Here is a 26,999-nt window from a genome sequence, read left to right on the forward strand (position 1 = left end):
CGAGATCGACTGGGAGCGTTATTGGGCGGTGGCGATCAATGGCGCTGTCACCTGCGCCCGTTCCTCGGCGAGCAGGCGCTCCAGGACCTTGCGCGACTGCACGCCACCAGCGTCGATGTTGAGCTTGAGCAGATTGCGCTGCGGGTTGGCCAGCAGGTTCGCCTGCTGCTGCTCGAGCATGTCGAGGTCTTCACTGAAGATCTTCCCCTGCCCTTCGCGGATGCTGGCAGTCAAGGCCTGATCCTGCGGGTTGAAGCTGCGCGCCATACCCCAGAAGTAGTGGATTGAGGTTTCAGTCTCGGGGGTGATGAAGTCGACCACGATGCTCGATGCCTTGTGCTCGGGTGCTGCGTCGTAGCCGCCCTTGCCCGCCAGCGCCACACCCACTTCGATCAGTACATGGCTGGGCGGGGTAAAACGGCAGATCTGCCAGCGGTCGACGGGCTGGTCGTCGGGCAGGTTGTTGCCACGCAAGGCCATGCGCCAGAACGGCGGAGCCATGATGTTCTCCATATGCCGGGCAGTGACGACCTCATCGCCATGGACGGTGGTCACCGGAGGGGCTTCGTCGATCTCCTTCTGGCCGATGCTGGAAGCGTGGACATAGGTTTCGTGGGTCAGGTCCATGAGGTTGTCGATCATCAGGCGATAGTCGCACTGGATGTGGAACAACCCGCCGCCGTAAGCCCACTGCTCGTTCTCGGCCCATTCCAGGTGGCAGATGGTGGCAGGGTCTGCCTTGTCCTGCTCGCCAGGCCACACCCAGATGAAGCCATGCCGCTCGACGGCAGCGTAGGTCTTGTTGCAAGGGAAGCCTCGCACGCGCTGGCCGGGCATTGACACGGTCTTGCCGTCGCTGCCCATCACCAGGCCGTGATAGCCACAGACCAGCTGGCCATCCTCGACATAGCCCAGGGACAGCGGCGCGCCACGGTGCGGGCAGAAGTCCTCGACGGCGTGCACCTGATTTTCCAGGCCACGGTAGAAGACCATTTTTTCCCCACAGATCTGCCGACCCAAGGGCTTGTCGGCGATTTCGTCGGGGGTGCAGGCGACATACCAGGCATTTTTCGGGTACATGGAACTCTCCAAGGATTTTGTTTTTGTGGATCCATTGAATGGCAAAAAACGACTTTAAGTCAATTATTATCGTTTTTTACCCTTGATTATGGATCCACAAAAACAAGTTCTACCCATCAGTCAGGGACTCAAAGCCTGTAGGTGGCGCGCACGGAAACGAACGAAGCTGGTAACACCCACAAGGCCCTGACAGCAATCTTGCGGGGTTGGACAACCATCCGGTGGTGCAGATCGCCCTGGAAGATGCCCAGGCTTACGCCCGCTGGGCCGGCCGCGAGCTGCCCAGCGAGGCGCAGCTGGAATACGCCATGCGCGGTGGCCTGACAGATGCCGACTTCAGCTGGGGTGTGTCCGAACTGCCGCTGGGCAAGCTGATGGCCAATACCTGGCAGGGCCAGTTCCCCTACCACAATACGGCGGCCGATGGTCTTACCGGTACCGCACCGGTAGGCTGCTTCCCCGCCAATGGCTTCGGCCTGTTTGATGCTGGAGGCAATGTCTGGGAGCTGACCCACACCGGCTACACGCCAGGCCACGATGCCCCGCGCGACGCCGCACTCGACCCGCCGGGGCCGTCCTTGCGTGAAAGCATGGACCCCGCCGACCCCGGCGTGCCGGTGGTCGTGATCAAAGGCGACTCGCACCTGTGCTCGGCGGACCGGTGCATGCGCTACCGGCCCTCGGCACGCCAACCGCAACCGGTATTCATGGCGACTTCGCACGTGGGGTTCAGAACGATTCGACAATAAGGGGTAACGGCCAAACACCGCTCGCAGCGCAGAAGCCTGATGACCGGTTCGCCGAAAAGGCATGAGCATTTGTTGGCCGGTGCGCGCGTGGATACAATCGCCGGTTTGCTTGCGACAGGAAGTCCCCATGCAACGAATCGTCATCCTCGGTAACGGTGGCAGCGGCAAGTCCACCCTCGCCCGCTTGCTCGGCGAGCGCCTTGACCTGCCCGTCGTCCACCTGGACAAACTGTTCTGGGAGCCCGGCTGGGCCGAGCCGGACGCCCAGCAGTTCCGCGAACGAGTGCGCGAGGCAGTCGCCGGCGATGCCTGGGTTTGCGAGGGCAACTATGCGCGCCGCACCTTCGACCTGCGCCTGCCGCGCGCCGACCTGGTCATCTGGCTGGATACGCCTCGGCTGACCTGTTTCATGCGGGTACTGCAGCGCCTGCTGCGTAACCAGCCACGCCCTGATCGGGCGGATGGTTGTGAAGAAAGGCTCGACATCGAGTTCCTCACGTTCGTGTGGACGTTCGACCGCGGTTACCGACAAGGCATTGAGGCCGTGCGCCAGAAGGTCGGGCCGCAGGTGCCTGTGCTGCATTTGCGGGGGAAACGGCAAGTCAGGGCATTTGTCGAAGGCTTGCCGGCCGCCAATGGCGACTCGGCATCGATGCTGAAAGGCGTTTGAGCATCGCGAAGGGCATGGGGGCTGGTTTGCGGCCTCAGGGCGACTGCCGAGGCATGCACTTCTCGACCAGCGTATCCCGGTTGGCATTGTTGGGGAGTGTCTTCAAACGGTCGGGCTGGCAGTGCTCATCGGACACTGCATAGTGGGAAGACTCGTCGCCGCAGGCCGCCAGCAACAAAGCGGTGAGAATCACAAGAAGGGTTTTGCGAATCATCTGCTCACTCACTCCATTGAAGGGCGGAGGCTTGGCATAAGAAAAGATTCTTGCCCAAATAGTAGCGCGTCACAGGGCGAGTTCAATGCCAGACTGGCACTGATTCACCAGACGATGATGCCCACTTGCGAACATGAGGTGTTGCATGAGCCTGATACCCAACCTGAATGGTCGAGCCAATGCCCTGATAGCCGGCGCTAGCCGAGGCATCGGTTTGGCGCTGTGTACGGCATTGTTGGCCCGTGACGAGGTCACCCGGCTCTGGGCCGTCTCACGCAACGCCAAAGACAATGACGCGCTTGCCGAGCTCGCCAGGCAACACGGCGAGCGCCTGGTGCTGGTGGATTGCGACGCGCGTGACGAACACGCACTCGCAGCCCTGGCAACCGGGCTTGGGCATACCTGCGATCACCTTCACCTGGTCATCAGCACCTTGGGCACTCTTCATCAGGACGGCGCCAAGCCAGAGAAATCCTTGGCGCAGCTGGATCTGGCCGGCCTGCAGGCGAGCTTTGCGAGCAATGCCTTCGCACCGATACTACTGCTCAAGCATCTGCTGCCCTTGTTACGCAAGGAGCCTGCTACCTTTGCAGCGCTGTCAGCTAGGGTGGGTTCTATCGGCGATAACCGCCTGGGTGGTTGGTACAGCTATCGGGCAAGCAAGGCGGCGCTCAACCAGTTGCTGCACACCGCCAGTATCGAGCTCAGGCGCCTGAACCCGGCAGCCACGGTGCTGGCGCTGCACCCTGGGACCACGGACACGCAGCTGTCGCGACCGTTTCAAGGGAATGTGCCAGCAGGCAAGCTGTTTGACCCTGCGTTTGCGGCGCAATGTGTCATCGAGCAGGTGGCGCGGTTGGGGCCTTCGGACAGCGGAGGGTTCTGGGCGTGGGACGGACGAGTGATTGAATGGTAAAACCATCGCCAGTCGTACGCTCACAAAGCGCTACCCCTTGCCCACGCCGACCTCATCCCTGAAATCAGCAAGAAACACCTCAAGCCGCGCATGGCGCTCGGCCGCCAGGCGGGCCCCTTCACCGGTCGTGAAACCTGAGGCGAGTTTCAGCAGCTTGGTTTGGAAGTGCTCGATCGCATACAGCGTATCCCGATACTCCCTGCCCTGCGCAGCGGGGTTCTCGAAGTCGTATAGCGCCGACCCCATTCGCCCAGCCGTGTAAAAACACCGGGCAATGCCCACCGCACCCAAGGCGTCTAGCCGATCACTGTCCTGAAGGATCCTGGCTTCAGGTGTGCGCGGCTCGAAGCCCGCCGAGAAGCTGTGGGCCTTGACGGCATGTGCCACCTGCTCGATGCGCTGCGAGGGCCAGCCCAGGTCAGCCAGGATCGACGCGGCCTTGTTCGCAGACAGCGTCGACGCCTGGCCACGCAGTGGCGAGTTCTTTTCTACTGCGACACAGTCGTGCAGCAGCGTCGCCGCGAGCAGCACTTGCAGGTCGCCACCTTCCACCCGCTGTATCCGCTGCGCGTTTACCCACACACGATGGATATGGGACAAGTCGTGGGAGCCATCCTGTTGACCAACCGGCAGGCATTTCAGCAACTGGTCGGCGAGGGTCTGGAACGGGGCAAAGGCTTCGCTATTCATCTGAGGTGTATTCCATTGGCGATCATTGCGCGGGTTTCTAGTCGACCAGCTCGACGTAGCTGGACTCGCCCCCGCCCTCTGCACCGGACAACCAGCCCCAGATAAAGTGCAGCGTTGTACGCCCACTTGAATCCTGGCTCACCTCGCCGCGCGACCAGCCAGCGAGCAGCTCACCCTCCGTGGTGACGCACTGAAAAAGCAGTTCGAAGGTGTCAGTGCCCGTCACTCGGCCTACCTGATTGCCCACACGGATGCGGCCGCCCTGGTAGGTGCTGGTGATGGCCTCACCGTCAACAAAGTAACGGAAAATCGTGCCGTCACCGGACAGCCCTTGGCTGTTGCTGGCGACGGTGAATCGACGGTTGTGCAAGCGTTCGTACATATCAGAAAAGTTATCCATGACCCTCGTGCCTTCACGTGACATTCCATTTCAGACAGCCGAACCTTAGCCGAACAGCGTGGGCACTACCATCTGAACGTCCGTTTTTGACACATTGAACTGTCAGGGAACCGAACCATACTGGCTCACGTGCTGGCATCCACCCTTTCCACCCCTGACGATCGAGACCTGCACATGGCCCGCCTGTTCAACCCATCGCCAGGCCTGCGTGGCGCCGCGCCCAATCGCTGGGACTGGATCCTCCTGCCGCTGGTGCTGGTATTGCTGGTGCTCGCCGCCTATGGCGCCATGCAGATGAGCCGGCCGTTCGTGGTCGGCGAGGCGCTGCCGATTTCCCTCGATCCGGCCAACCTGCCCTACTACCTGATGCGCACCATCCTGCGGATGTTCATCGCGCTGGGCCTATCGCTGCTGTTCGCCTTCATCTTCGCCGCGCTGGCAGCCAAGTACCGCGCCGCCGAGAAGGCCATGATCCCGCTGCTGGACGTGCTCCAGTCGGTGCCCATCCTGGGCTTCCAGGCCATCGCCATCGCGCCCTTCATCGCGCTGTTCCCGGGCAACCTGCTGGGTGTGGAGTGCGCGGCAATCTTTGCCATCTTCACCTCCCAGGCATGGAACATGGCGCTGAGCCTGTACCAGTCGTTGCGCACCGTGCCGCCGGAGCTGAACGAGGCCGCGCGGGTATTCCGCCTCTCGGCCTGGCAGCGCTTCTGGCGCCTGGAGCTGCCGTTCGCCATGCCCGGCCTGCTGTGGAACATGATGATGTCGATGTCCGGCGGCTGGTTCTTCCTGGTAGCCGCCGAGGCCATCTCGGTGGCCGGGCAAGACATCAAGCTGCCCGGCATCGGCTCCTACATCGCCGTGGCCATCGACCAGCGCAACCTTGGCGCCATCGTCTGGGCCATCGGCGCGATGCTCACCGGCATCCTGCTCTACGACCAGCTGTTCTTCCGCCCGCTGCTGGCCTGGGCCGACCGCTTCCGCTTCGAAGACACTCAGGGCGATACCGCACAGCGCTCCTGGGTGCTTGACTTTGCCCGCCGTAGCCGTTGGCTGAGCGCCTTCAGCGAGCGGCTGGCCAAGGGCATGCAAAACGCCATGGGCTGGTTCGTCCTGCGCCACGACGGCAGCGTGGCACGGCGCCAGTGGCTGCGCCTGCCGGCCTGGTGGCCACGCGCCTGGGACATTTTCCTGGTGCTGGCCTGCGCCTTTGCCTTCTTGCGCCTGGGGCTGTTCGTGCACCAGGACGTCGGCTGGGGCGAAGCCTTGCACGTGCTCGGCCTGGGCCTGATCACACTGTGCCGGGTGATGCTGCTGATCGGCCTGGCCTCGCTGGTGTGGGTGCCGCTGTCAATCTGGATCGGCTTGCGCCCACGTTACTCGCAGAAGGTCCAGGCGCTGGCGCAGTTCCTTGCCGCCTTCCCGGTCAACCTGCTGTTCCCGCTGGTGGTGTTGCTGCTGGTGCACTTCCAGCTCAGCCCGAACATCTGGTTGAGCCCGCTGATGGTCTTTGGCACCCAGTGGTACATCCTGTTCAACGTGGTCGCGGGCGCGGCGACCATCCCCTACGAACTGCGCCTGGCCGCCGACAACCTCGGCCTGCGCGGCTGGCTGAAATGGAAGCGCGTGTACCTGCCGGCGGTGTTCCCCAGTTTCGTCACCGGCGCCATTACCGCCAGCGGTGGCTCGTGGAACGCCAGCATCGTCGCCGAGTACGTCAGCTGGGGCGACACCTCGCTGGTGGCCGACGGCCTGGGCAGCTACATCAAGCAGATGACCGATGCCGGCGACTTCCACCGCATTGCCTTGGGCATCGGCGTGATGTGCATCTACGTGATGCTACTGAACCGCTTCTTCTGGCGCCGCCTGTACCTGCTCGCCGAAAGCCGTCGTTGAGGACCTGCCATGAAACAACTGTTGATCGAACTCAAGGGCGTGAGCAAGGCTTTCCAGGCCTCCGACGGCACGCCGCGCACCATCCTCGAAGGTGTCGACTTCCACCTGCGCGAACGCGAGATCGTCGCCCTGCTCGGCCGCTCTGGGTCGGGCAAGTCGACCCTGCTGCGGATCATCGCCGGCCTGGTCGGCGCCGACCGTGGCACTGTCAAATACCAGGGCCGGCCGTTCCACGGGCCGGTGGGTGGTGTGGCCATGGTCTTCCAGACTTTCGCGCTGTTCCCCTGGCTGACCGTGCAGCAGAACGTCGAGCTCGGCCTGGAAGCCCAGGGCGTGACCCCGGCGGAGCGCCAGCGCCTGGCCGACGCGGCGCTGGAGCTGATTGGCCTGTCCGGCTTCGGCGGCGCCCTGCCGCGCGAACTGTCCGGCGGCATGCGCCAGCGCGTGGGCATCGCCCGCGCCCTGGTGATGAACCCCGAGGTGCTGCTGATGGACGAGGCCTTCTCGGCGCTCGACGTGCTCACCGGCGAAACCCTGCGCGACGACATGCTCGAGCTCTGGGAAGAACGCCGCATCACCACCCGTAGCATGCTGGTGGTGTCGCACAACATCGAGGAGACGGTGATGATGGCCGACCGCATCCTCATCCTTTCCAGCGACCCAGGCCGAGTGCGTTCGGAACTGCACATCGACCTGCCGCGCCCGCGCAATGCCGATTCAGCGGAGGTTCGCGCGCTGGTCGACGAGGTCTACGCACTCATGACCCTGCGCCCCGAAGCCATCGCCGCTGCGGGCGCGCCGCCAGCCGTGGAGCTTGGCTACCGGCTGCCCGACGCCGACATCGCGCGGATGGAGAGCGTGCTTGAACTGATCGCCGGCGAACCGTTCAACGGTGAGGCCGACCTGCCGCACCTGGCCGAAGAAACCGAGCTGCCCGACGAGGTGCTGTTCCCGATCTACGAAGCGCTGGGTCTGCTCGGCTTCGCCCAGGTGGTCGAGGGCGACATCCGCCTCACGCGCCACGGCCGCAACTACGTGACCGCCCGCCAGGCGCGGCGCCAGGACCTGTTCGCACGTCAGTGCAAAGGCCGCGTGTCACTGATCGGCTATATCCTCGACAGCCTGCACCTGGAGCCTGCCGGCCTGCTGGAAAAAACCGTGCTCGACCGCCTGTCGGAGTACATGGACGCCGACGAGGCCGAGCGCGTACTCAAGGTGGCCATCGAGTGGGGGCGCTATGCCGAACTGTTCGAGTACGACTTCCACACTCGCCGCCTGACCCTGGCGCGGGAAATCATGGATGAGCATTGAGCCCGCCTGCACGCATTAGCCACGGGTCATCCGCTTGCATGAAATCCCGCTTTGGTGCCATAACCAGACTGCTGCACAGATGCCTCATCTCGCCGTATCACGGTTACCCGTTCAATGGGAGAAGACAATGAAGCTCTTTTACACGCCAGGTGCCTGTTCACTCTCGCCGCACATCGTCCTTAACGAACTGGACCTGCCCTACACCGTCGAAAAAGTCGACCTCAAGACCCACACCACTGCCAGCGGCGCGGATTTCTACACGCTCAATGCCAAGGGCTACGTGCCAGCCCTGCAACTGGATAGCGGTGAAGTCCTCACCGAGGGCCCGGCCATCATCCAGTACCTCGCCGATCAGAAACCCCAGGCCAACCTGCTGCCCCCTGCGGGCTCGCTGGAGCGCGCGCGGGTGCAGGAATGGCTGAACTTCATCGGCACCGAGGTGCACAAGACCCTCGCCGCCCTGTTCAACCCGAGCATCACCCCAGAGGCCAAGAGCAAGACCATCGACACCTTCGGCAAACGCCTGGGCGTTGTGGAAAAGGCACTGCAAGGCAAGGACTACCTGACCGGCAAGGCCTTCAGCGTGGCCGACGCCTACCTGTTCACCATCGTCAACTGGGCGCCCATGCTAGGTATTGACCTCTCGCCCTGGCCAACGGTGGTGCAGTTCCAGAAGCGCGTCGCCAGCCGACCGGCCGTGCAGAAGACCTTGCAGGCTGAAGGCTTGATCTGACCTGCGCCGGCCCTGTGGGAGCCGCGCTTGCCGGCGATCGAGGGCGAAGCCCTCGCATGCTGCCTGTAAGTCTCTCGAACATGCGCAGATCCTGGGGCCGCGCTGCGGCCCATCGCCGGCAAGCGCGGCGCCCACCGGCTCAGTGCAGGATTGAAGGCTGGTGATCATCCCGTGAGCGTTGGCTTGCCGGCGATGAGGCCGGCACCGGCAACAGCGCGCTGGATCAGTGTACGGCTTGGGTCGAAAGCGATTGTTCGTGACTGGCATCCATGGACCCTTGGTAGATACCTGGCGATCTGGGCCACTTCGCCGTGCCGATGTGTAAGACCAGGATAGGCATCTTCATGCACCACACGGTTTCTATACTTCGCTGATCGCCAGCCCTGCCAGGAGCCACCCAGCATGCCTCCCGTTCATGACGCCGCCCAGACCGGATTTTCTCGCCAGGCACAGACCTACACCCAGGGCCGGCCAACCTACCCCGAAGCGTTATCCTCCTGGCTGCGGCAGGTGATCATGATCGACGGGCACACCCGTGTGGTCGATGTTGGCGCCGGCACCGGCAAGTTCACCCGCCTGCTGCTACCGCTGACTGATCGACTGGTTGCCGTCGAGCCCATCGCTGCGATGCGCCAGGAATTCGCCAAGTGTGTGCCCGGTATCGAGGTGCTTGCCGGAACAGCCCAGGCATTGCCTTTGCCCGCTGCCAGCGCAGACGTGGTGCTGTGCGCCCAGGCCTTCCACTGGTTCGCAGACGCCCAGGCACTGGCAGAAATCCATCGGGTGCTCACGCCTGGCGGGCGCCTGGGGCTTGTGTGGAACGTACGGGACGCGTCGGTCGATTGGGTCGCGGCGATTACCCGAATCATCACCCCTTACGAGGGTGATACGCCGCGCTTTCACACAGGTCATTGGCGCGATGCGTTCGACGGCTCAGGTTTTTCGGCACCGGAACTGACATGCTTCGAGCACACTCACCGCGGTAGCGCCGAAACGGTGATCATGGACCGTTTTCTGTCGGTCAGTTTCATCGCCAGCCTGCCGCCTGCGGACAAGGCCGAGGTTACCCGGCAACTGCGCGAACTGATCCAGACGCATCCGGCGCTACGGGGCCAGCAAACCATCGCGTTTCCCTACCAGACCCACGCGTACCTCTGCCATCGGCTTGGCTGAAGGTGAGTTCAGAACGACTTCCACGGCCAAATGGCTCAGATAAATCAGCCAATCATGTCCACAATTCAGTGCCCTATGAACGAGATGGCTTCCACCGTGCCGGGGATGTGATCAAGTCGGTCGCCCGGCAGATCGCCACGGCTTCGGAGCAACAGAGCGTTGTGGCCGAGGAGATCAATCGCGGCGTGCTCAACGTTCGCGACGTGTCCGAGCAGGCGGCGACTGCCGGCGAGGAAACCGCCGCATCCAGTGTCAAGCTGGCCCGGCTGGGTGCGGGCCTGCAAGTACTGGTGGGTAATTTCAAACGTTAAGCGTAGCCAGTGGCCCGTGCAGGTTGTGGCTGCATGGGCCAGCGGCTGCTCGTAACATCACGCCGCCCAGGTTTCATGCAGATGACGCCATAAAACGCGATCTCCTTGGCGGCTGAACACGGCGGTCGAGATCCGTGCCTTCGCGTCCTGGCCGGGCTGGCGGTGTGTCTCCTGATAGCGGATCACTGCGCCCTCCGGCCATTGCGCCAATGTTTCCAGCTCGGTCAGCTCGATGGTCAAGCCTGGCTGGCCACCCGCTCGTTTTGCGAACAGGGTTGCCACATCCTGCAGGCATACCTGAACACCGGTGGGCGTGATCATGGAGAAGTCCTGGGTGAATCGCTCCATCATCGCCTCAACCTGGCCTTCGCCTCTGGCGAACAGCGCCTCGATCAGTACGTGCAGGTCGATGACTTCGTGTAGGTAAGGGTTCATGGCATTCCAGTCCTGGGTTGATTGCCTTATGCAACGGGGATTCTACAGGCAGGGAACAGCCCGCATTCAGAAATGCATGAATCCATAGGCACTGAAACCATCAAACGTTCAAACTGCTCCAGAACGTCTCGGCAGAGGTATTGATAGGCGCAGTGGGACGCGTGAGGTTTATATCCAGAGGAATATCCCAGCGCTCATCGAGCGCTCTGATCAGCCTGCCATCAAGGACTTCCTGCTCAGTCAGGCTTTTGGGTAGCCACGCGATGCCTTTGCCTTCCAGGGCCATGGACGTCAAGACGGCGGCCAGGTGGCTGCTGAAGTGAGGCTTGAGCTGGAGGTACTCATCCTTTCCTTGCAAGCGATGCCTGACGATCCGCCCAAGGCCCGACTCTTCCGTGTAGGCAAGATAGGGCATGGACGTTTCTTCGCTTTCAAGATCAAGTGCCGGGCTTGCAAGAGGAAGGAGAATATCGTCACCGACCTTTTTGCTGATGTACTGGTCATGGGGTAGCTGAGGTGGCACTTCAGGGTGACGGTGACAGAGCAGGAACTGCACTTGCCCATGTACCAGCATCTGTTCACAGCTGGCCATACTGTCAGAGTGAAGCCGGATGGCTTCAATCGGCGCTCCGCGCTCGGCCGCTCTGATCCACCGCGGGAAGAAGGTAAAGGACAGCGAATGAGTCGCGGCAAATTGCAGGACCTTGGCTGCCTTCCCGGCAAGCTCCTGGGCCTCTGAACGGATTCGATAAATCCGGCTCACCTCGTCCAGAACACTCGGCAGAATGTGCTTCCCCGCCTCGGTCAAGTTGGCGCCTTGCGGCGTGCGGGTGAACAGTTCAACGCCTATCCAGCTCTCGAACGACCTGATCCTGCGGCTAAAAGCAGGCTGGGTTACATGGCGCGCATCGGCGGCTCGAACGAAGCTGCCGTTCTCTGCCAGGGCGATGAAATCCTCAAGCCAGACCAGTTCCATGGGCAATGCCGTTTCAGCATGGGGGCCTGCATTAATAGCATTGGGCGGACCTCGTTGCCAGGCTTAATTTGAAGTCCTCAACAACAAGAGGAGCGCATCATGCGTATCGTCGACATCCGCGAAAAGACCGTTTCCATTGCCTCGCCAATTGCCAACGCCTATATCGATTTTTCCAAGATGACCTGCTCTGTCGTAGCGGTGGTGACTGATGTCATCCGTGATGGCAAGCCAGTGATTGGCTACGGCTTCAACTCCAATGGTCGCTATGGTCAAGGCGCGCTGATGCGTGATCGCTTCCTGGCTCGAATCACTGAAGCTGACCCAGAGTCGTTGATCGACAAGGAACACAACAACCTCGATCCGTTCGCCATCTGGAAAACCCTGATGACCAACGAGAAGCCGGGAGGCCACGGCGAGCGCTCGGTTGCCGTCGGTACCATCGACATGGCGGTATGGGATGCCGTCGCGAAGATCGAAGGCAAGCCGCTTTATCGCCTGCTGGCCGACCGCTACCGTGGCGGCAAAGCCGACGACAAAGTCTGGGTGTACGCCGCCGGTGGCTATTACTACCCAGGCAAGGACGACACCAAGCTGCAAGACGAGATGCGCGGTTACCTGGACCGCGGTTATGACGTCGTCAAGATGAAGATCGGTGCCGCCCCCCTGGCCGATGACATCCGCCGCATCGAAGCCGTCATCAAAGTCGTTGGCGATGGTCGTCGCCTGGCAGTCGACGCCAACGGCCGCTTCGATCAGCAAACCGCAATCGCCTATGCCGAAGCCCTCAAGCCCTACAACCTGTTCTGGTACGAAGAGGCAGGCGACCCGCTGGATTACGCACTGCAGGCCGAGCTGGCCAAGCACTACGACCTGCCAATGGCGACCGGGGAAAACCTGTTCTCGCACCAGGACGCTCGCAACCTGCTGCGCCATGGCGGCATGCGCCCGGACCGTGACTACGTGCAGTTCGACTGTGCCCTGTCGTACGGGCTGGTTGAATACATGCGCACGCTCAACGTCATGGAAGAAATGGGCTGGTCCTCTCGCCGCGTCGTTCCCCACGGCGGCCATCAGATGTCGCTGAACATTGCAGCAGGCCTCCACCTGGGCGGCAACGAGTCCTACCCGGATGTGTTCCAGCCTTTCGGTGGCTTCGCCGATGGCATCCGCGTCGAGAACGGCTATGTGGGCCTGCCGGATATCCCAGGCGTCGGTTTCGAAGCGAAATCTGCACTGTACAACGTGATGCGCGAGCTGGGCGAAGGCTGATGCAAGCCAGCAGCTGCCTTGTGTTGCAAGGCAGCTGCGTTACAAGCGTCGCACGTCGACGCCTGACCACACAGCCGATCACAACAATAAAATGAGGTGCGCTCGTGGAAACGTCCAAATCCCGCTGGTATGGCCAGCTCTATGTTCAGGTACTGATTGGCATCGTGATCGGTGGCTTGGTCGGCTACCTGGAGCCGGATATCGGTGCACAGCTGCAGCCCTTCGCCGATGGCTTCATCAAGCTTATCAAGATGCTGTTGGCGCCCATCATCTTCGGCACCGTAGTCGTCGGCATTGCAAAAATGGGCGACATCAAGGAAGTCGGCCGCATAGGCGTCAAAGCGTTAATCTATTTTGAAATCCTGTCCACGATTGCCTTGGTCATCGGCCTGGTGGTTGTCAACATCGTCAAGCCAGGCGTTGGCATGAACATCAACCCGAGCACCCTCGATGGCAGTGCCATCGGGAAGTACAGCCAGGCGGCTCAGGAACAGGGCGGCACCGTTGATTTCTTGCTGAACATCATCCCCAGCACCTTCGTCGATGCCTTTGCCAAGGGCTCCATGCTCCAGGTGATTCTGTTGTCGGTACTGATGGGCGTAGCGCTGGTTCAGATGGGGCCAACCAGTAAACCCCTGATCAACGTCATTGACCTTTTCCTGCATGGCCTGTTCAAGATCGTCGCCATGGTCATGCGGCTTGCCCCTCTCGGCGCGGGGGCTGGCATGGCGTTTACCATCGGCAAATATGGCGTGGGCACGCTGCTGTCGCTGGGGCAATTGCTCGTTGCGCTTTACATGACCACCCTGGTGTTCATCGTCGTCATTCTGGGAACTGTCGCGCGCTGGTCTGGCTTGCCGCTTATGCAGTTTCTGCGCTACTTCAAGGATGAAATCCTGGTCACGCTGGGCACCTGTTCGACCGAGGCCGTGTTGCCACGGATGATGGCAAAACTTGAAAAACTGGGCTGCAAGAAATCTGTCGTGGGGATGGTTCTGCCTACTGGCTACACCTTCAATGCCGATGGCACCTGTATCTACCTGACCATGGCCGCGATCTTCGTTGCCCAGGCAACCAACACGCCCCTCTCGCTCATGGATCAGATGATCTTGCTAGGCGTGCTGCTGCTCACCTCCAAAGGCTCGGCTGGGGTTGCGGGGGCCGGGTTCATCACCCTGGCTGCCACGCTGACCACCCTTCACTCGATCCCATTGGTAGGTCTGGTCCTACTGCTCGGCATAGACCGCTTCCTCAATGAAGCCCGGGCAGTCACCAACCTGATTGGCAACGGTATCGGCACCATCGCCATTGCCAAATGGGACAAGGCGTTCGACGTCGAAACTGCCAAACGTGAAATCGCCGCGTTGAAGCAGGAGAAAACCGAAAACAAGACCAAATCGTACGCCCTACAAGAGTAAGCGCATCGCCGCTGCCAGCTGCGCGCTCGCGCGCGGCTGGCACTGCGTTTTTGCCTCCGGCTGACCGCACCTCAAAGCCGCACCCTCAATCAAGTCATCAAGGTCATACCGGGTCATGAAGAAAACGATTGTCGCATTCAGCCGCGTTCACCCGAGCCTGTTCGCACCTTACGCCAACCCGTTCAACCTCATTGGGCAGTACAAACCGTCGGCCCTGGATCCCTCTCGTCATGAAATGAAAATTCGCTGACGTGCGATGTGAAGTGGCCGCTGCCACGGCTGCCATAGAGTCGGTGCACAACAAGACCGTGCCCGGAATCACGAGAGCAGCCATGAGCAGATCCACCCGAACGAGCGACACCGCTACCCCGCAAGCGCCCGCATCCGGCCGAAACCGTCGCACGCGCAAGCGGGACGACCTGCCGGAAGACTCTCCGTATCAAGCGCTGATCGACGCCGCAGCCAACCAGACCCTGGCGGCCAACCCGCTGGTCAGCATGCGCCCGGCCGACCTGGCCGGTTGGGCCGGCTCCCTGCTCAAGGCCGTGGGCAAGTCGCCGCTCAAGGCTGGCGCCCATGTAGGGGGTTACCTGAAGGCGCTGGGCGGCATCGTCGATGGCCATTCCGGCATTGCGCCAGACCCGAAGGACAAGCGCTTTGCCGATCCGGCCTGGCAGTCCAATGCCTTCTTGCGCGCACTGCTGCAAAGCTACCTGGCCGGCCAGAGTGAGCTGACCCGCTTCATCGAGACCAGCGACCTTGCCCCGATGGAAAAGAACCGTGCCCGGTTCATTGCGGCACTGCTGGCCGATGCCCTGGCCCCCAGCAACTCACCGCTGACCAACCCGGCGGCGCTGCGCAAGCTGGTGGACACTGGTGGCATGAGCCTGGCCAAGGGCATCGGCCAGTTCGGCCAGGACATCCTGCATAACCGCGGCCTGCCGAGGCAGGTCGACAGCACACCGTTCAAGGTTGGGGAAAACATCGCCACGGCCAAGGGCGAAGTGGTGTTTCGCAACGAGATGTTCGAGCTGCTGCAGTTCGCCGCCACCACCGCAAATGTCCATGCCAGGCCACTGGTGATGTCGCCACCGCAAATCAACAAGTACTACGCCATCGACCTGTCGCCGGAAAAAAGCCTGATCAAGTGGATTCAGGACAGCGGGGTAACCCTGTTCGTCATCAGTTGGCGCAACCCCACCCGCGAGCATCGCGACTGGGGACTGGCCGATTACGCGCTGTGCCTGGACCAGGCGGTGGACGTGGCGCGCAGCATCACCCGCAGCCCGGATGTGAACATGTGGGGCTCCTGCTCGGGCGGTATCACCCTGGCCGCCTACCTGGGCTGGCTGGCGGCGCGTGGCGAGGGCCACAAGGTGGCCAATACCAGCTGGGCGGTGTGCGTGCTCGACATGCCCTCGGCGTTGGGCGACACCACCCTGGGGCTGTTCAACACCCCTTCGGCCCTGAGCGCGGCCAAGGCCTGCTCGCGGCGAAAAGGCGTGCTGAGCGGCCAGGACATGGCGCGCATGTTCGCCTGGATGCGCCCGAATGACCTGATCTGGAGCTACTGGGTCAACAACTACCTGCTGGGCAACAAACCGCCGGCTTTCGACATCCTGGCCTGGAACAACGACACCACGCGGCTACCGGCCCAGCTGCACGCTGACTACCTCGACCTGATCCAGCAGAACCCCTACACCCACCCGGGTACCCTGCAGATTGCCGGCGAGTCGATCGACATGACCCAGGTGCAGGTGGGCGCCTATGTGGTTGGCGGTACCACCGACCACATCACCCCATGGCAGGGCTGCTACCGCACTGCCCGGCTGTTTGGCGCAGACACTACCTACGTGCTGTCCAACGCCGGCCACTTGCAGAGCCTGGTAAACCCGCCGGGTAACCCGAAATCGTTCTTCTACGCCGCACCGGCCAACGTCGAGGCCCCGGAAACCTGGCTGCAGAGCGCCGGGGATCGCCAGCAAGGTAGTTGGTGGCCGCACTGGCGCGAATGGATCGGCCAGCGCTCGGGCGACAGCCGGGCTGCACCGAAGAAACCCGGTTCGCGCAAGTACCCGCCCCTGTGCCCCGCACCTGGCTCCTATGTCATGGCGCGTTGAGTCAACGCCTGCAGTCGCGAAGGGCCGTTGACGGTGAGGGTGCATGAGCAGCAATGAACCTTCGTGGCGTTCGCGGCTCAGTTGTGCAGAGCACGCTTGCGACTTCGACAAAGGATTGCCATGCCCCATGCACCCGCCACCACCCTCCCCGCGATGCGCGTAGAACGTGAACTGAGCCTGCGGGCGGTGCTCACTGGGGCGCTGTTGGGCATCTTGCTCACGCCTTCGAATGTGTATGCGGGGCTGAAGATAGGCTGGTCCTTCAACATGTCGATCATTGCCTTGCTGATCGGTTTCGCCCTGTGGCAAGGGCTCGCGGGGCGCAGGGAAAACCGGCCTGCGTGGACATTGCACGAAAGCAACATCAACCAGACCGTGGCCTCGGCCGCCGCCTCCATCGTCTCTGGCGGGCTGGTCGCGCCGATTCCCGCCTATACCCTGCTCACCGGTCACCAACTGGACCCGGTGCCGATGATGGCCTGGGTGTTCTCGGTAAGCTTTCTGGGCATCTGGATCGCCTGGTATCTGCGCCCTGCCCTGCTCAACGACCATGGCCTGAAATTCCCCGAGGGCATGGCGACCCTGGAAACACTGCAGCAAATCTATAACCACGGGCGCGAAGCCATGGCGCGGATCAAGGTGCTGTGCAGCGCCGCGCTGTTGTCCGCGCTGGTGAAGTGGATCGACGGCTTCGTCTGGGCGATACCGCGCTGGGCGCCCACACCTGCTCTCGAGCGCCTGACCTTCACGCTCGACCCTTCGCTGATGCTGATCGGCTTCGGCAGCATCATCGGCATACGTGTAGGCCTGACGCTGCTGATCGGCGCCGCGTTGGCCTGGGGCGGGCTGGCGCCGTGGTTGATCGAACATGCCCTGGTGGTGCTTGCCCCGGACGCCAGCGGCCCACAGTTCGCCGCACTGGTGGAATGGCTGTTGTGGCCGGGTGTAAGCCTGATGGTGTGTGCGACCCTGACTTCGTTGATGGTTCGACTTTTCCAGGTACCCCGGCGCTCCCCCGCCAACCTGCGCGTGCCGCGCGCCAGGGTGCGATTCACCCCATGGCCTGCGTCGGGGCTGCTGTTGTCCATCGTGCTGATCGTGACCCTGCAAGCCCTGTTGTTCGGGATCGACGGGTGGATGGCGCTGCTGAGCATTCCTTTGGCAGTGTGCCTTGCCGTGGTCGCCGCACGCGTGGTCGGCGCCACCGGCATCGCGCCGATAGGCGCCATCGGCAAGCTGTCGCAGCTCAGCTTCGGCCTGATTGCGCCGGGGCAAGTGGCGATCAACCTGATGAGCGCCAACACGGCCGGTGGCGCGGCCGGGCAGTCCACCGACCTGATGAACGACTTCAAGGTAGGCCTGGCGATCGGTGCGGCGGCACACAAGCAGCTGATTGCGCAATGCATCGGGATCTTCATCGGCAGCGTGGTCGGGGTGCTGGTGTATCGGGTGCTGATTCCCGACCCGCAGGCCTTGTTGCTGACCGAGCAGTGGCCGGCACCGGCCGCAGCGACCTGGAAGGCGGTGGCGCAGACATTGACCCAAGGGTTGGGGGCGCTGCCGCTGGCGTTGCGCTGGGCGATTGTGGCCGGCAGCGGGGTTGGCGTGCTGCTGGGCGCGCTGGACGGCCTGCTGCCGCAGCGCGCGGCGCGTTGGTTGCCGAGTACGGCAGCGCTGGGGTTGGCGTTCATCCTGCCGGCGTCGATCAGCCTGATGATGGGGCTGGGGGCGGTGGTGACCTGGCTGGTCAGTTGCCGGTGGCCGAGCGTTACCGAGCGGTTTGCGATCACTGCGGCGGCAGGGTTGATTGCCGGGGAAAGCATCATGGGGGTGGGGGCATCGTTCTGGGAGATGCTGCGCACGCTGTAGGCCGACAGATGCCAGTGGTGCCATCACACTGGCGGTGCGGATTGAACTCGCGACTCAGCACTCAGCGCCCGTTTCAACACTTCGTAAATTTTGCCGTCGCTCGATTGGGCAACGTTGAAACGCAGGAAATCCCCCGCCGTCATGGACTGGCTGAACGCATTGCCGGGCGCCAGCAACACACCTTCAGTCAGGCAGGCTCTGGCCAGCGCGGCTGCATCCTTGCCTTGAGGGAGCTGGCACCAGAGGTACATACCTGCCTGGGGAATCCTCCAGGGCTTGATACCAATGGCTTGAAGCTTCGCTACCGTACTGTCCATTGCCTCGGCCAACCGCAGGCGAACACTCTCCAGGTGCTTTCGGTACCCGCTATCAGTGATGGCTTGATGGATGATATCCGCAGCCAAGCGCCCAGCCCCGAATGTGGTCGCAATCTTGAGGTCGACCAGGCTCTCGATCCATTCACGCCGCGCGGCGATGTAGCCACACCGTATCGACGCGGAGATGGTCTTGGAAAAGCTGCCTATCTGGATGACGCGGGAGAGGCCGTCGAAGGCAGACAGCCTGGGCGCGGGCGTGTTCTCGAAATCCGCGAAGATGTCGTCCTCTACGATCACCAGGTCGGAGCTATCGGCCAGCTTCAGCAGCCTGTGCGCCGTGACCGGAGACAGGGTGGCCCCGGTCGGGTTGTGGATGCCGGAATTGGTCATGTACAACCTGGGGGAATGCTTGAGCAGGGCAGCGCCGAACGCCTCGATATCTGGGCCCGTCTGCGTGTAGGGTACGCCCACAATGTTCACCCGGTGTGCTTTCAGGATTGCGTGAAAGTTGAAGTAACAGGGGTCGTCGACCAGGACGGTGTCTCCCGGCTCCAGCAGAAACCGGCAAATCAGGTCGATGGCGTGGGTGCCGGAATCGGTGAGCATGATCTGCTCCGGAGCTGCATCGACCCCGATACCCGCCAACCGTCGCGACAGGAACTGCCTGAGCGGCGGATGCCCAAGGGGTGAAGCATACTCCGTCAGTTCCAAGGTGTCGGAACGGGCAGCGACGCGCAGCGCCTTACGCATGCCGGCTTCGTACATCCAGGATGCAGGTAGCCACCCACACCCAGGTTTCAGCGCATCGCTGGGCGTTTCAAGGGACTGGCGCGAGATCCACAATGGGTCGACTTCACGATCGAGCCTGGGGCCGAGTTCGGTCAGTGCCAGTGGCGCCACGGGCCCGGCCACGTAATAACCGGAGCCACGGCGTGAACTGAGTACACCCTCTGCCATCAACCGTTCATAAGCTTCGAGGACGGTGGAAACCGATACCTGCATGGTCTGCGCCATTGCCCGGACCGAAGGAATTCTTGCTCCTGGCGTGTAGGTTCGGGAGGTAATCCTGGACTGGACCTCACTCATTACGGTGCGGATCAGCGTTGCACTGCGTTTCATCGCGCCCTCAACTGTGCTGGGTTACTGTGCATAACAGTTCGGCCAAACTGTGTTGGATTGTACATGGCCTTGGTGAACCCGTCAGTGATGTACTGAACCCGGACTTTTCGAGGACTGGGCGATGGAAAAATCAACAAGCGGGTGGATCAACGGCTTCATTGGCGTCGCTATCTTCGCGGGCTCGTTGCCGGCCACCCGTGTGGCAGTAACAGCCTTTGAACCTACGTTTCTGACCTGTGCCAGGGCAACGATTGCCGCCCTGCTGGGTGCGCTGTTCCTGCTCGTGCTACGCCAGCCTCGCCCCAAACGTAGTGACTTGTGGTCATTGGCCATAACAGCGGCGGGCGTCGTTATCGGTTTCCCATTGCTGACAGCGCTGGCCCTGCAGCACGTCACTTCTGCTCATTCCATTGTCTTTGTCGGGCTGCTGCCACTGTGTACCGCTGGGTTTGCCGTGCTGCGGGGCGGCGAGCGGCCCCGGCCACTGTTCTGGTTGTTCTCGTTGATGGGTGCCGGAATCGTCGCGGGCTATGCATTGATCAATGGCGGCGAGGCGTCGGTGGTGGGCGATCTGCTGATGATGGCAGCGGTAGTCGTCTGTGGCTTGGGTTATGCGGAAGGGGCGCGTCTGTCGCGGACATTGGGGGGTTGGCAGGTGATCAGCTGGGCGTTGCTGGTGGCGTTGCCGCTGATGCTGCTACTGACCGTCACTCATCTTCCGGCGCCAGATGCCTTCGCCAAGGTCAGCGCCCCTGCGTGGTTCAGCCTTGGCTACGTTTCACTGTTCAGCATGCTGATCGGGTTTGTGTTCTGGTACCGGGGGCTGGTCCAGGGTGGCATTGCGGCGGTTGGCCAACTGCAACTCTTCCAGCCGTTCATGGGGCTTGGGCTGGCCGCGCTGCTGCTGCACGAGCAGGTCAGCTGGATGATGCTGGTGGTGACGCTGGGGGCTGTCATCTGTGTTGCCGGGGCCAAGAAATACGCCCTGTAGCGCTGAAAGCGGGTGATGTTCCTGTGGTAGCGGGCTTGCCCGCGAAGCAGGCTACGCGGCGGATGGCACCGGCTTTGCCGGTGTTCGCGGCGGTGCGGCGATCCGACAAGCCCGCTCCCACAGACCCGTGCCAATCAGAAGATGTGTGCAGATCTGAGCCGAATGATCGACTGCGCCATGTTGGTGCGAAAGTGTGATCTCTGCAGCTGAGCCTGCGTCTGAAACGCTACCCCCTGCCGTCGCCTGGGGGAGTGAGGACAGGGCCTTCCATGCAAACGCTGTTGAACGAGATTCTCGACGAAGTGCGCCCCTTGATCGGCAAGGGCAAAGTGGCTGACTACATTCCTGCGCTGGCCGACGTGCCGGCGCAGCAGCTGGGCATCGCCGTGTATGGCAACGATGGCAGTTACCATTGCGCAGGCGACGCCCAGGTACCGTTCTCGGTGCAGAGTATTTCCAAGGTGTTCAGCCTGGTCCAGGCGATCGGCCACTCCGGTGAAGCCATCTGGGAACGGCTTGGGCATGAGCCCTCGGGCCAGCCGTTCAATTCGCTGGTACAGCTGGAGTTCGAGCGCGGCCGCCCGCGCAATCCTTTTATCAATGCGGGCGCGCTGGTGATCTGCGACATCAACCAGTCGCGCTTCGCCGCCCCCACCCTGTCGATGCGCGATTTCGTGCGGCGGCTGTCGGGCAACCCGCACATTGCCATCGATGCCCGCGTTGCGGATTCGGAATACCAGTTCCGCGCGCGCAATGCGGCCATGGCTTACCTGATGCAGTCTTTTGGCAACTTCCATAACGAGGTCGAGACGGTGTTGCGCAGCTACTTCAGTTACTGCGCGCTCCAGATGAGCTGCCTGGACCTGGCCCGGGCCTTCTGTTTTCTGGCTAACGACGGGTTCTGCAAGCACAGCGGCGAGCAAATCCTCAGCCGGCGCCAGACCCAGCAGGTGAATTCGATCATGGCCACTAGCGGGCTGTATGACGAAGCGGGGAACTTCGCCTACCGCGTGGGCTTGCCAGGCAAGAGTGGCGTGGGCGGCGGGATCGTGGCGATCGTGCCGGGGCAATTCACCGTGTGCGTGTGGTCGCCGGAGCTGAATGCGGCGGGCAACTCCCTGGCGGGGATGGCAGCGCTCGAATTGCTGAGTTCACGGATTGGGTGGTCGGTGTTCTGAACAGCAGCCAGACGGTCATGGCGGTTCGGCTTGAGGGGGCTATCGTTGCTTGTCTGGGCAACCGCTACCGATCGAGGGTAGAGCCATGAACACCCGTGATTTGCTCGAACAATTACTCCGGGCCGGCCAGGGTTCGCAAGCGCAACAAGGCAGCGGCGGCCTTTCCTCGCAAGACGGCCTTGGTGGCTTGCTGGGCGGGCTGCTTGGCGGCGCAAGCTCAGCTGGAGGTGGCAACGGCCTGGGTGGTCTGCTGGGCGGCCTGTTGGGTGGCAGCAGCGCTGGCGGCGCTGCGCAGGGGCGCCCGGCAGGTGGCATCAATTACGCTACCCTGGCGTCGTTGGGCATGATGGCGTTCCAGGCCTACCAGAGCTGGCAACGTAGCCATGCGGCAGCGCCGCAACAGGCGGTGCGCACTGTCGATCAATTGTCCGGGCCCGAGGCGGAAGATCATAGCCACGCGATCCTGCGTGCGCTGATTGCCGCCGCCAAGGCTGATGGTCGTATCGACGAGCAGGAAGAACAGTTGATCTACGCGCAGATCAAACGGCAGACCAACGACCCGCAACTGCAGCAATGGCTGGATGAAGAAGTCAGCAAGCCGCTCGATGCTGGCGAGGTCGCGCGGTCGGCCAAGGACCCGGCCATGGCCGCGGAAATGTACCTGGCCAGCGTGATGCTGGTGGATGACCAGCAGGATGCAGAGCGGGCCTACCTTGACGAGCTGGCCAGTGCGCTGCAGATCGACCCGACATTGCAGGTGCACCTGGAGCAGCAGGCCAAGGGCGCTGTTTGACACCGCCATTGGGGCCAGAGGAGAACTTTGTGGGAGCGGGTTTACCCGCGAACACGGGCGAAGCCCGTGCCATCCTCCGCGTTGCCTGCTTCGCGGGTAAACCCGCTCCCACAGGATCCGCGCCGGCCTGTAAAAATGAGCAAGTCAGTGCTTCAGATTTCTGATGCCCCATCTGCCCAATGACCGGGTATCTTCAGTACTTCGCGCAAGTAATCCAGTGCCCGCTGAAAGACGGGGTGGCAGTCCGCATAAGGGAGATCTTCGAGCGAAGCCCAGAAAAACTCGAACACGTGGCCGTGGTCATCCAGCGTCTGATGCGCCCACCGCTGGGGCAACGCTTGGTGAGTTCGGCACAGGTGAAACGACCACACTTGCCCCAGATGCCCGGCGACCCAGCACCCCAGGTCGCGCTCGATGGCGGCCCCCCTGATACCGGATTCCTCTTCCAGCTCACGCAACGCCGCCTCACCCGGCGTCTCGCCGTGCTCGATGGTGCCCTTCACCAATTGCGTGCCTGCAAGGGGATGCCGAAACAGCAGCAGCTTCGGTGGGGTCGTATTCGAAAGCACCACTGGGCATGATTTGTTTGGATGCATCACGCTCTCCTTACCTATTCGCGGACTCAGGCAGTCGACCGATACTACCGGGCCGGTTACGCTGGCGCTTCCCACCTGCACGGACGCACCCATGACAGACGCCTACCAAGGAAGCTGCTTATGCGCAGCAGTCGGTTTCGAGCTACTCACCCAGCCACAGGCAGTCAGTCATTGCTATTGCAGCCAGTGCCGCAAAGGCCATGGAGCCGCATTTGCTTCCTATGGCAGCGTCCCGCGCAACACGCTGCGTGTACGTCGCGGCGCCAACAGTATCAAGGCCTACGCCTCTTCACCGACGGCAGTGCGCGAGTTCTGCGTGGCGTGTGGCTCGACCTTGTTCTGGTCACGCTCTGAAGGTGAGTTTGCCGACTGGATTTCGATAGCGCTGGGCACGCTTGATACACCGTTTTTTCCGGAAAAGCAGGCGCATGTTCACGTCGATTGCGCAGCGCCCTGGTACAAACCATTCAGCATTCGGTCTCAGGTCGACTGAGCGCTGTGGGGCGTTGGCAACTAACGCCCGCAGGAACATCACCCACGGTTTACTGGTTTATCCGCAGGTGGCCGAAATGGTTGCTGGTGACGATCGTGACGCAAGCCGCTGTGGCAGTGATTGGGCTGCTGCCGATGTTCTGCCCCGATGATCATTTCAGGCGAATGCGAGTGCTTGGCCTGAGTGAGCCAGGCGGGGTGGCGCTGCTCAGTTGGCAGGACGGGGCAAGGTTGAGCACCCTGCCCTGTCGTTCTGCGCGCCACGGCCCAAGCGCTCGCAAACTGCAAGGCGCGGGGCCGAGCAGGGCTGGGCTTAGTCCGCAGCCTGTTCCGCCGCGCTATCGGCGACCGGCGCTTGAGCAGCCGCTTTGGGCTTGGCACGGTTTTTACGGTCTTTGCCGCGCTGCCGCGAAGCTTGCTGCTTGGCATACAGCGCCTGGCCGGCGGTGACGATGCCAGCGGGCTGACCGTTCAAGTCCAGGCGTGGCGCGTTCTCTACCATGCAGGCCCAGTACCGGTTGCCCCGGCACCAGGTCGAGATGCCCAGCTTGAGCTGTTCGCTGGTGATGCCGAGCAGTTCCAGGTGTTGCTCGGCATCCTTGAAGATGCCCTCTTTGAGCGGCACCTTGGGGGCCGGGTTTACAGGGAACGCCAAGGGGAAATGCTTCTGCAATGGCCAGATCGCTTCCACCGCCGGGTCCACCTCACGCGCCTTTGCCTGTGGCGCGGGCTTGCGCTTGGCGGGGCGCGGCGGGTTCTCGGCCTTTGTCTGCTGCTCTTTTTCAGACCGCAGGCGGTCACGTAACTCAGCTAGTTGTTCAAAACCCATCGTTAATTCACTGCTTCTACGTTGATTGCGTGGCGCAAGGATAAGCCATGCAGCGCCAGCGAGCAGCAGAAAGAGGACAAATCGCTGCTGTTTTTACTGAAATGGCATGACCACGCGTCCGTTCAAGCGCCACCCCGGAAGCAACTGACGCCCCAGGCGGTGATCTTGAACGGCAGGTGATAGTGCGCCTGTGCATCGCCAATACCGAAGCGGTACACCAGCTCGTCGATAAACGGAATGTCTGGCAACGGCGTACCCAACTGGCGGTAGAATTGCGCCACCTGCAGACGCACTTCATAGACGCCCACCCCGAACAGCGCGTTCATATCGGCCAGCCCCGCCCACTGCCCGCGCGCATCGATGACACCTTGCGCGATCGGCGCGCCGCCCGGCAACGCGATGCTCAGGCGCAGCCCTTGCGCGGCACGCCCGCTGGCGATGTCCACAACATGCACGGAGACGCCACCGTTCATGCCCAGAACCCCTGGTGCGCGGCTGCGGCCTCTTCTTCAAGCACCGGACCATGAACCTGCACGGCGCGCTGACCGCGCGCAAACACCTCGCGGCACGGCAGCGAGAAGGTGGGGTTTTCCGGGTGCGCACCGGTCAGCCCGAGCAGCGCGTGTTCCGACAACGCATACACCACCCGGCCAATACCGGTCCAGTACACCGCACCCGCGCACATGCAGCAGGGCTCGGCGCTGGTGTACAGGGTGCAGCCTGCCAGTTGTTCCGGGGTCAGCAGCTTGGCGGCGCGCGCCGCCGCGACCAGTTCGGCATGCTGGGTCGGGTCGCCCTCCGGGGGCATGGAGTTGTTGCCGGCACTGGCGATGATCTGGCCTTGGGCATCGGCGACGAGGGCGGCGAAGGGGTGGCGGCCGTCGTTGCGCGACTGCTCGGACAGGCGGATCGACTCGCGCAGCAGGGCCAGGTCCATCTCGGACAGGTCAGCGCCGGAGCGGGTGAAGGTCATGGCTGTTACTCCTTGAACGGCGTTTGAAAGCGCGCCAGCTGGCGCGCGTGAGAATGCAGGTTCACTTGGCCAGGCTGGTATCGACGGCGTCCTGGCTGCCGGGTTTGGCTTCACGGTTGAGCAGCAGGTTGAGCAGGATGGCGCTGACAGCGGCAAGGAAGATCCCGCTTTCCAGCACCAGCTTCAGCGGGCCACTGACATGCTCGAACAGCGCCGGCATCGACATCGGCAACACACCGAGGCTGACCGACACCGCCACGACCAGGCCGTTGCGGGTGCCCTCGAAACGTACGCGGGCCAGTTCCTGAATGCCGGCCACCGTGGTCATGCCGAACATCACGATGGCGCAGCCACCGAGCACGGGCGTCGGCACGCTGGCGATCAGCGCACCCAACTTGGGAAACAACCCCATCAGCACCATGATGGCGCCCGCTGCCGCGACCACGAAGCGGCTCTTGACCCCGGAAAGCGCGATCAGGCCGGTGTTTTGCGTGAATGCGTTGTACGGAAAGCTATTGAACAGGCCGCCGAGCATGGTCGACAGGCCATCGGCGCGAAACGCGTTGCCCAAGGTGCGCTGGTCGGTGGGCTTGCCGGTCAGCTTGCCGATGGCCAGGCAGTTGCCGGTGGTTTCGGCCATGATCACCAGCATCGCCAACAGCATGATCAGCACGGGGGTGAAGGCGAACTGCGGGGCGCCGAAAGCCATTGGCGCGCTGAGCTCGAACCACGTGGCATCGGCCACCCGGCTGAAGTCGGCCATGCCGCAGGCCACGGCCACCACGCTGCCGGCGATCAGCCCCAGGAGCACGCTGAGGTTGCCGATAAATCCACGAAACCGTGCGTGGATCACCAGCGTCATCGCCACCGTGGCCACGCCCAGCATCAGGTTGGCCGGTTTGCCGAAGTCCGCAGTGCCTGGCTGCCCTCCCCCGAGCCAGATGGCCGCAGCCGGCATCAGCGAAATGCCGATGACGGTGATCAGGCTGCCGATCACCACCGGCGGGAAAAACCGCAGCAGGCGGCTGAACAGCGGTGCGATGGCAACGGTGAGCGCACCGGCTGCGATCACCGCACCGAACACGTGAGGTAGCCCGAATTCCTTGCCGATCATGATCATCGGCGCCAAGGCAATGAACGAGCAGCCCTGGATCAGCGGCAAGCGGGCACCGAAGCGCCACAGCCCGAGGGTTTGCAGCAAGGTGGCAACCCCAGATGTGAGCAAGTTGGCATTGATCAGCGTGACCACCTGGGCCTGGGTCAGGCCCAGGGCGCTACCCAGGATCAGTGGCACGGCAACGGCACCGGCGTACATCACCAGCACATGCTGCAGGCCGAAGGTGAACAGCTGCCGCGCAGGCAGTACTTCATCCACGGGGTGGATAACAGGTTGGCTCATGTCGTGACTCTCCTCATGTGCGGCTCTTTTTATTGTTGAAGGCGCCCGGAGTGACATTCAGCGCAGGGAAGCAGGGGCAGCT

At 62.5% G+C, this 26,999-nt stretch carries 27 protein-coding genes and 2 pseudogenes; 17 read left to right on the forward strand and 12 right to left on the reverse strand.

Features of this window, described 5'->3' with window-relative positions; genetic code table 11:
* Window positions 1-18 precede the first annotated feature (18 nt).
* Complete coding sequence (locus H040_RS06720; protein ID WP_027920464.1) at window positions 19-1,080, reverse strand: aromatic ring-hydroxylating oxygenase subunit alpha; 1,062 nt, start codon at window positions 1,078-1,080, stop codon at window positions 19-21.
* Between the two features lie 185 nt (window positions 1,081-1,265).
* On the opposite strand from H040_RS06720, the pseudogene H040_RS06725 reads away from it, so the two are divergent.
* Both H040_RS06725 and H040_RS06730 read left to right on the forward strand, forming a co-directional pair.
* Window positions 1,266-1,829: pseudogene (locus H040_RS06725) on the forward strand (SUMF1/EgtB/PvdO family nonheme iron enzyme); the annotation flags it as partial.
* Between the two features lie 127 nt (window positions 1,830-1,956).
* Window positions 1,957-2,499: an ATPase AAA gene (locus tag H040_RS06730; protein ID WP_027920465.1), complete on the forward strand. Its 543-nt coding sequence runs from the start codon at window positions 1,957-1,959 to the stop codon at window positions 2,497-2,499.
* Window positions 2,500-2,533: 34 nt separating this feature from the next.
* Here H040_RS06730 and trbK read toward each other — a convergent pair whose 3' ends face one another.
* Window positions 2,534-2,713 (reverse strand): entry exclusion lipoprotein TrbK, encoded by a 180-nt coding sequence (trbK, locus tag H040_RS06735; RefSeq protein ID WP_033696557.1) that lies wholly within the window; start codon window positions 2,711-2,713, stop codon window positions 2,534-2,536.
* Window positions 2,714-2,858: 145 nt separating this feature from the next.
* Between trbK and H040_RS06740 the strand changes: the two genes are divergently transcribed.
* Window positions 2,859-3,629 carry an SDR family NAD(P)-dependent oxidoreductase gene (locus H040_RS06740; RefSeq protein WP_027920466.1) on the forward strand — a complete coding sequence of 257 codons (771 nt, stop codon included), beginning with the start codon at window positions 2,859-2,861 and terminating at the stop codon, window positions 3,627-3,629.
* A 30-nt stretch (window positions 3,630-3,659) separates the two neighbouring features.
* On the opposite strand, the gene H040_RS06745 is transcribed toward H040_RS06740, so the two are convergent.
* Window positions 3,660-4,319 carry an HD domain-containing protein gene (locus H040_RS06745; protein WP_027920467.1) on the reverse strand — a complete coding sequence of 220 codons (660 nt, stop codon included), beginning with the start codon at window positions 4,317-4,319 and terminating at the stop codon, window positions 3,660-3,662.
* Window positions 4,320-4,356: 37 nt separating this feature from the next.
* Entirely contained in the window at window positions 4,357-4,719 is a 363-nt protein-coding gene (locus H040_RS06750; RefSeq protein ID WP_027920468.1) for a hypothetical protein, read from the reverse strand.
* 174 nt (window positions 4,720-4,893) lie between these two features.
* Here H040_RS06750 and H040_RS06755 point away from each other — a divergent pair, with 174 nt between their 5' ends.
* The 5 genes and pseudogenes from H040_RS06755 to H040_RS06775 all read left to right on the forward strand — a co-directional run.
* Window positions 4,894-6,615 carry an ABC transporter permease gene (locus H040_RS06755; RefSeq protein WP_027920469.1) on the forward strand — a complete coding sequence of 574 codons (1,722 nt, stop codon included), beginning with the start codon at window positions 4,894-4,896 and terminating at the stop codon, window positions 6,613-6,615.
* Window positions 6,616-6,624: 9 nt separating this feature from the next.
* Window positions 6,625-7,926: an ABC transporter ATP-binding protein gene (locus tag H040_RS06760; protein WP_027920470.1), complete on the forward strand. Its 1,302-nt coding sequence runs from the start codon at window positions 6,625-6,627 to the stop codon at window positions 7,924-7,926.
* Between the two features lie 127 nt (window positions 7,927-8,053).
* Window positions 8,054-8,659, forward strand: a complete 606-nt coding sequence (gstA, locus tag H040_RS06765) for a glutathione transferase GstA (protein ID WP_027920471.1) — start codon at window positions 8,054-8,056, stop codon at window positions 8,657-8,659.
* Window positions 8,660-9,061: 402 nt separating this feature from the next.
* Window positions 9,062-9,832, forward strand: a complete 771-nt coding sequence (locus tag H040_RS06770; protein WP_027920472.1) for a class I SAM-dependent methyltransferase — start codon at window positions 9,062-9,064, stop codon at window positions 9,830-9,832.
* 125 nt (window positions 9,833-9,957) lie between these two features.
* A pseudogene (locus H040_RS06775) lies at window positions 9,958-10,143 on the forward strand (methyl-accepting chemotaxis protein); the annotation flags it as partial.
* A gap of 57 nt (window positions 10,144-10,200) precedes the next feature.
* On the opposite strand, the gene H040_RS06780 reads toward H040_RS06775, so the two are convergent.
* Both H040_RS06780 and H040_RS06785 read right to left on the reverse strand, forming a co-directional pair.
* Window positions 10,201-10,578: a hypothetical protein gene (locus H040_RS06780; protein WP_027920474.1), complete on the reverse strand. Its 378-nt coding sequence runs from the start codon at window positions 10,576-10,578 to the stop codon at window positions 10,201-10,203.
* A 100-nt stretch (window positions 10,579-10,678) separates the two neighbouring features.
* Window positions 10,679-11,554 (reverse strand): LysR family transcriptional regulator, encoded by an 876-nt coding sequence (locus H040_RS06785; RefSeq protein WP_027920475.1) that lies wholly within the window; start codon window positions 11,552-11,554, stop codon window positions 10,679-10,681.
* 99 nt (window positions 11,555-11,653) lie between these two features.
* Here H040_RS06785 and H040_RS06790 point away from each other — a divergent pair, with 99 nt between their 5' ends.
* The 5 genes from H040_RS06790 (at window position 11,654) to H040_RS06805 (ending at window position 18,230) form a co-directional block, all read left to right on the forward strand.
* On the forward strand, window positions 11,654-12,823 hold the full coding sequence (locus tag H040_RS06790) for a mandelate racemase/muconate lactonizing enzyme family protein (protein WP_027920476.1): 1,170 nt from the start codon (window positions 11,654-11,656) through the stop codon (window positions 12,821-12,823).
* 104 nt (window positions 12,824-12,927) lie between these two features.
* Complete coding sequence (gene dctA, locus H040_RS06795) at window positions 12,928-14,241, forward strand: C4-dicarboxylate transporter DctA (RefSeq protein WP_027920477.1); 1,314 nt, start codon at window positions 12,928-12,930, stop codon at window positions 14,239-14,241.
* Window positions 14,242-14,356: 115 nt separating this feature from the next.
* A complete protein-coding gene (locus tag H040_RS27655) occupies window positions 14,357-14,491 on the forward strand; it encodes a hypothetical protein (protein ID WP_256208122.1) in 135 nt (44 codons plus the stop codon).
* Window positions 14,492-14,573: 82 nt separating this feature from the next.
* Complete coding sequence (locus tag H040_RS06800; RefSeq protein ID WP_033696560.1) at window positions 14,574-16,361, forward strand: alpha/beta fold hydrolase; 1,788 nt, start codon at window positions 14,574-14,576, stop codon at window positions 16,359-16,361.
* A 120-nt stretch (window positions 16,362-16,481) separates the two neighbouring features.
* Window positions 16,482-18,230 carry an OPT family oligopeptide transporter gene (locus tag H040_RS06805; protein WP_027920479.1) on the forward strand — a complete coding sequence of 583 codons (1,749 nt, stop codon included), beginning with the start codon at window positions 16,482-16,484 and terminating at the stop codon, window positions 18,228-18,230.
* Between the two features lie 23 nt (window positions 18,231-18,253).
* Here H040_RS06805 and H040_RS06810 read toward each other — a convergent pair whose 3' ends face one another.
* Window positions 18,254-19,666: an aminotransferase-like domain-containing protein gene (locus H040_RS06810; RefSeq protein WP_027920480.1), complete on the reverse strand. Its 1,413-nt coding sequence runs from the start codon at window positions 19,664-19,666 to the stop codon at window positions 18,254-18,256.
* A gap of 121 nt (window positions 19,667-19,787) precedes the next feature.
* Here H040_RS06810 and H040_RS06815 point away from each other — a divergent pair, with 121 nt between their 5' ends.
* From H040_RS06815 to H040_RS06825, 3 genes are all read left to right on the forward strand, one after another.
* Window positions 19,788-20,657, forward strand: a complete 870-nt coding sequence (locus tag H040_RS06815; protein WP_027920481.1) for a DMT family transporter — start codon at window positions 19,788-19,790, stop codon at window positions 20,655-20,657.
* A gap of 269 nt (window positions 20,658-20,926) precedes the next feature.
* Window positions 20,927-21,835 carry a glutaminase B gene (gene glsB, locus H040_RS06820; protein ID WP_027920482.1) on the forward strand — a complete coding sequence of 303 codons (909 nt, stop codon included), beginning with the start codon at window positions 20,927-20,929 and terminating at the stop codon, window positions 21,833-21,835.
* An 85-nt stretch (window positions 21,836-21,920) separates the two neighbouring features.
* Window positions 21,921-22,628, forward strand: coding sequence for a tellurite resistance TerB family protein (locus tag H040_RS06825; RefSeq protein WP_027920483.1), 708 nt, complete (start codon window positions 21,921-21,923; stop codon window positions 22,626-22,628).
* Between the two features lie 152 nt (window positions 22,629-22,780).
* On the opposite strand, the gene H040_RS06835 is transcribed toward H040_RS06825, so the two are convergent.
* Window positions 22,781-23,224 (reverse strand): NUDIX domain-containing protein, encoded by a 444-nt coding sequence (locus H040_RS06835; protein WP_027920484.1) that lies wholly within the window; start codon window positions 23,222-23,224, stop codon window positions 22,781-22,783.
* A 91-nt stretch (window positions 23,225-23,315) separates the two neighbouring features.
* Here H040_RS06835 and H040_RS06840 point away from each other — a divergent pair, with 91 nt between their 5' ends.
* Window positions 23,316-23,717: a GFA family protein gene (locus H040_RS06840; RefSeq protein WP_081784338.1), complete on the forward strand. Its 402-nt coding sequence runs from the start codon at window positions 23,316-23,318 to the stop codon at window positions 23,715-23,717.
* A 312-nt stretch (window positions 23,718-24,029) separates the two neighbouring features.
* Here H040_RS06840 and H040_RS06845 read toward each other — a convergent pair whose 3' ends face one another.
* The 4 genes from H040_RS06845 to H040_RS06860 all read right to left on the reverse strand — a co-directional run bounded on the left by H040_RS06845 (window position 24,030) and on the right by H040_RS06860 (window position 26,917).
* Complete coding sequence (locus tag H040_RS06845) at window positions 24,030-24,545, reverse strand: ProQ/FinO family protein (protein ID WP_027920485.1); 516 nt, start codon at window positions 24,543-24,545, stop codon at window positions 24,030-24,032.
* A 122-nt stretch (window positions 24,546-24,667) separates the two neighbouring features.
* Window positions 24,668-25,018, reverse strand: a complete 351-nt coding sequence (locus H040_RS06850) for a hydroxyisourate hydrolase (RefSeq protein WP_027920486.1) — start codon at window positions 25,016-25,018, stop codon at window positions 24,668-24,670.
* The gene (locus tag H040_RS06855) at window positions 25,015-25,518 is read right to left on the reverse strand and encodes a nucleoside deaminase (protein WP_027920487.1); all 504 of its coding nucleotides are present in this window, start codon (window positions 25,516-25,518) and stop codon (window positions 25,015-25,017) included. Before H040_RS06855 ends, H040_RS06850 begins: the two co-directional genes overlap by 4 nt.
* 61 nt (window positions 25,519-25,579) lie before the next feature.
* The gene (locus H040_RS06860; protein WP_027920488.1) at window positions 25,580-26,917 is read right to left on the reverse strand and encodes a nucleobase:cation symporter-2 family protein; all 1,338 of its coding nucleotides are present in this window, start codon (window positions 26,915-26,917) and stop codon (window positions 25,580-25,582) included.
* Between the last annotated feature and the right edge of the window lie 82 nt (window positions 26,918-26,999).

The sequence above is a fragment of the Pseudomonas sp. URMO17WK12:I7 genome (assembly GCF_003269045.1).
Taxonomy (GTDB): domain Bacteria; phylum Pseudomonadota; class Gammaproteobacteria; order Pseudomonadales; family Pseudomonadaceae; genus Aquipseudomonas; species Aquipseudomonas putida_J.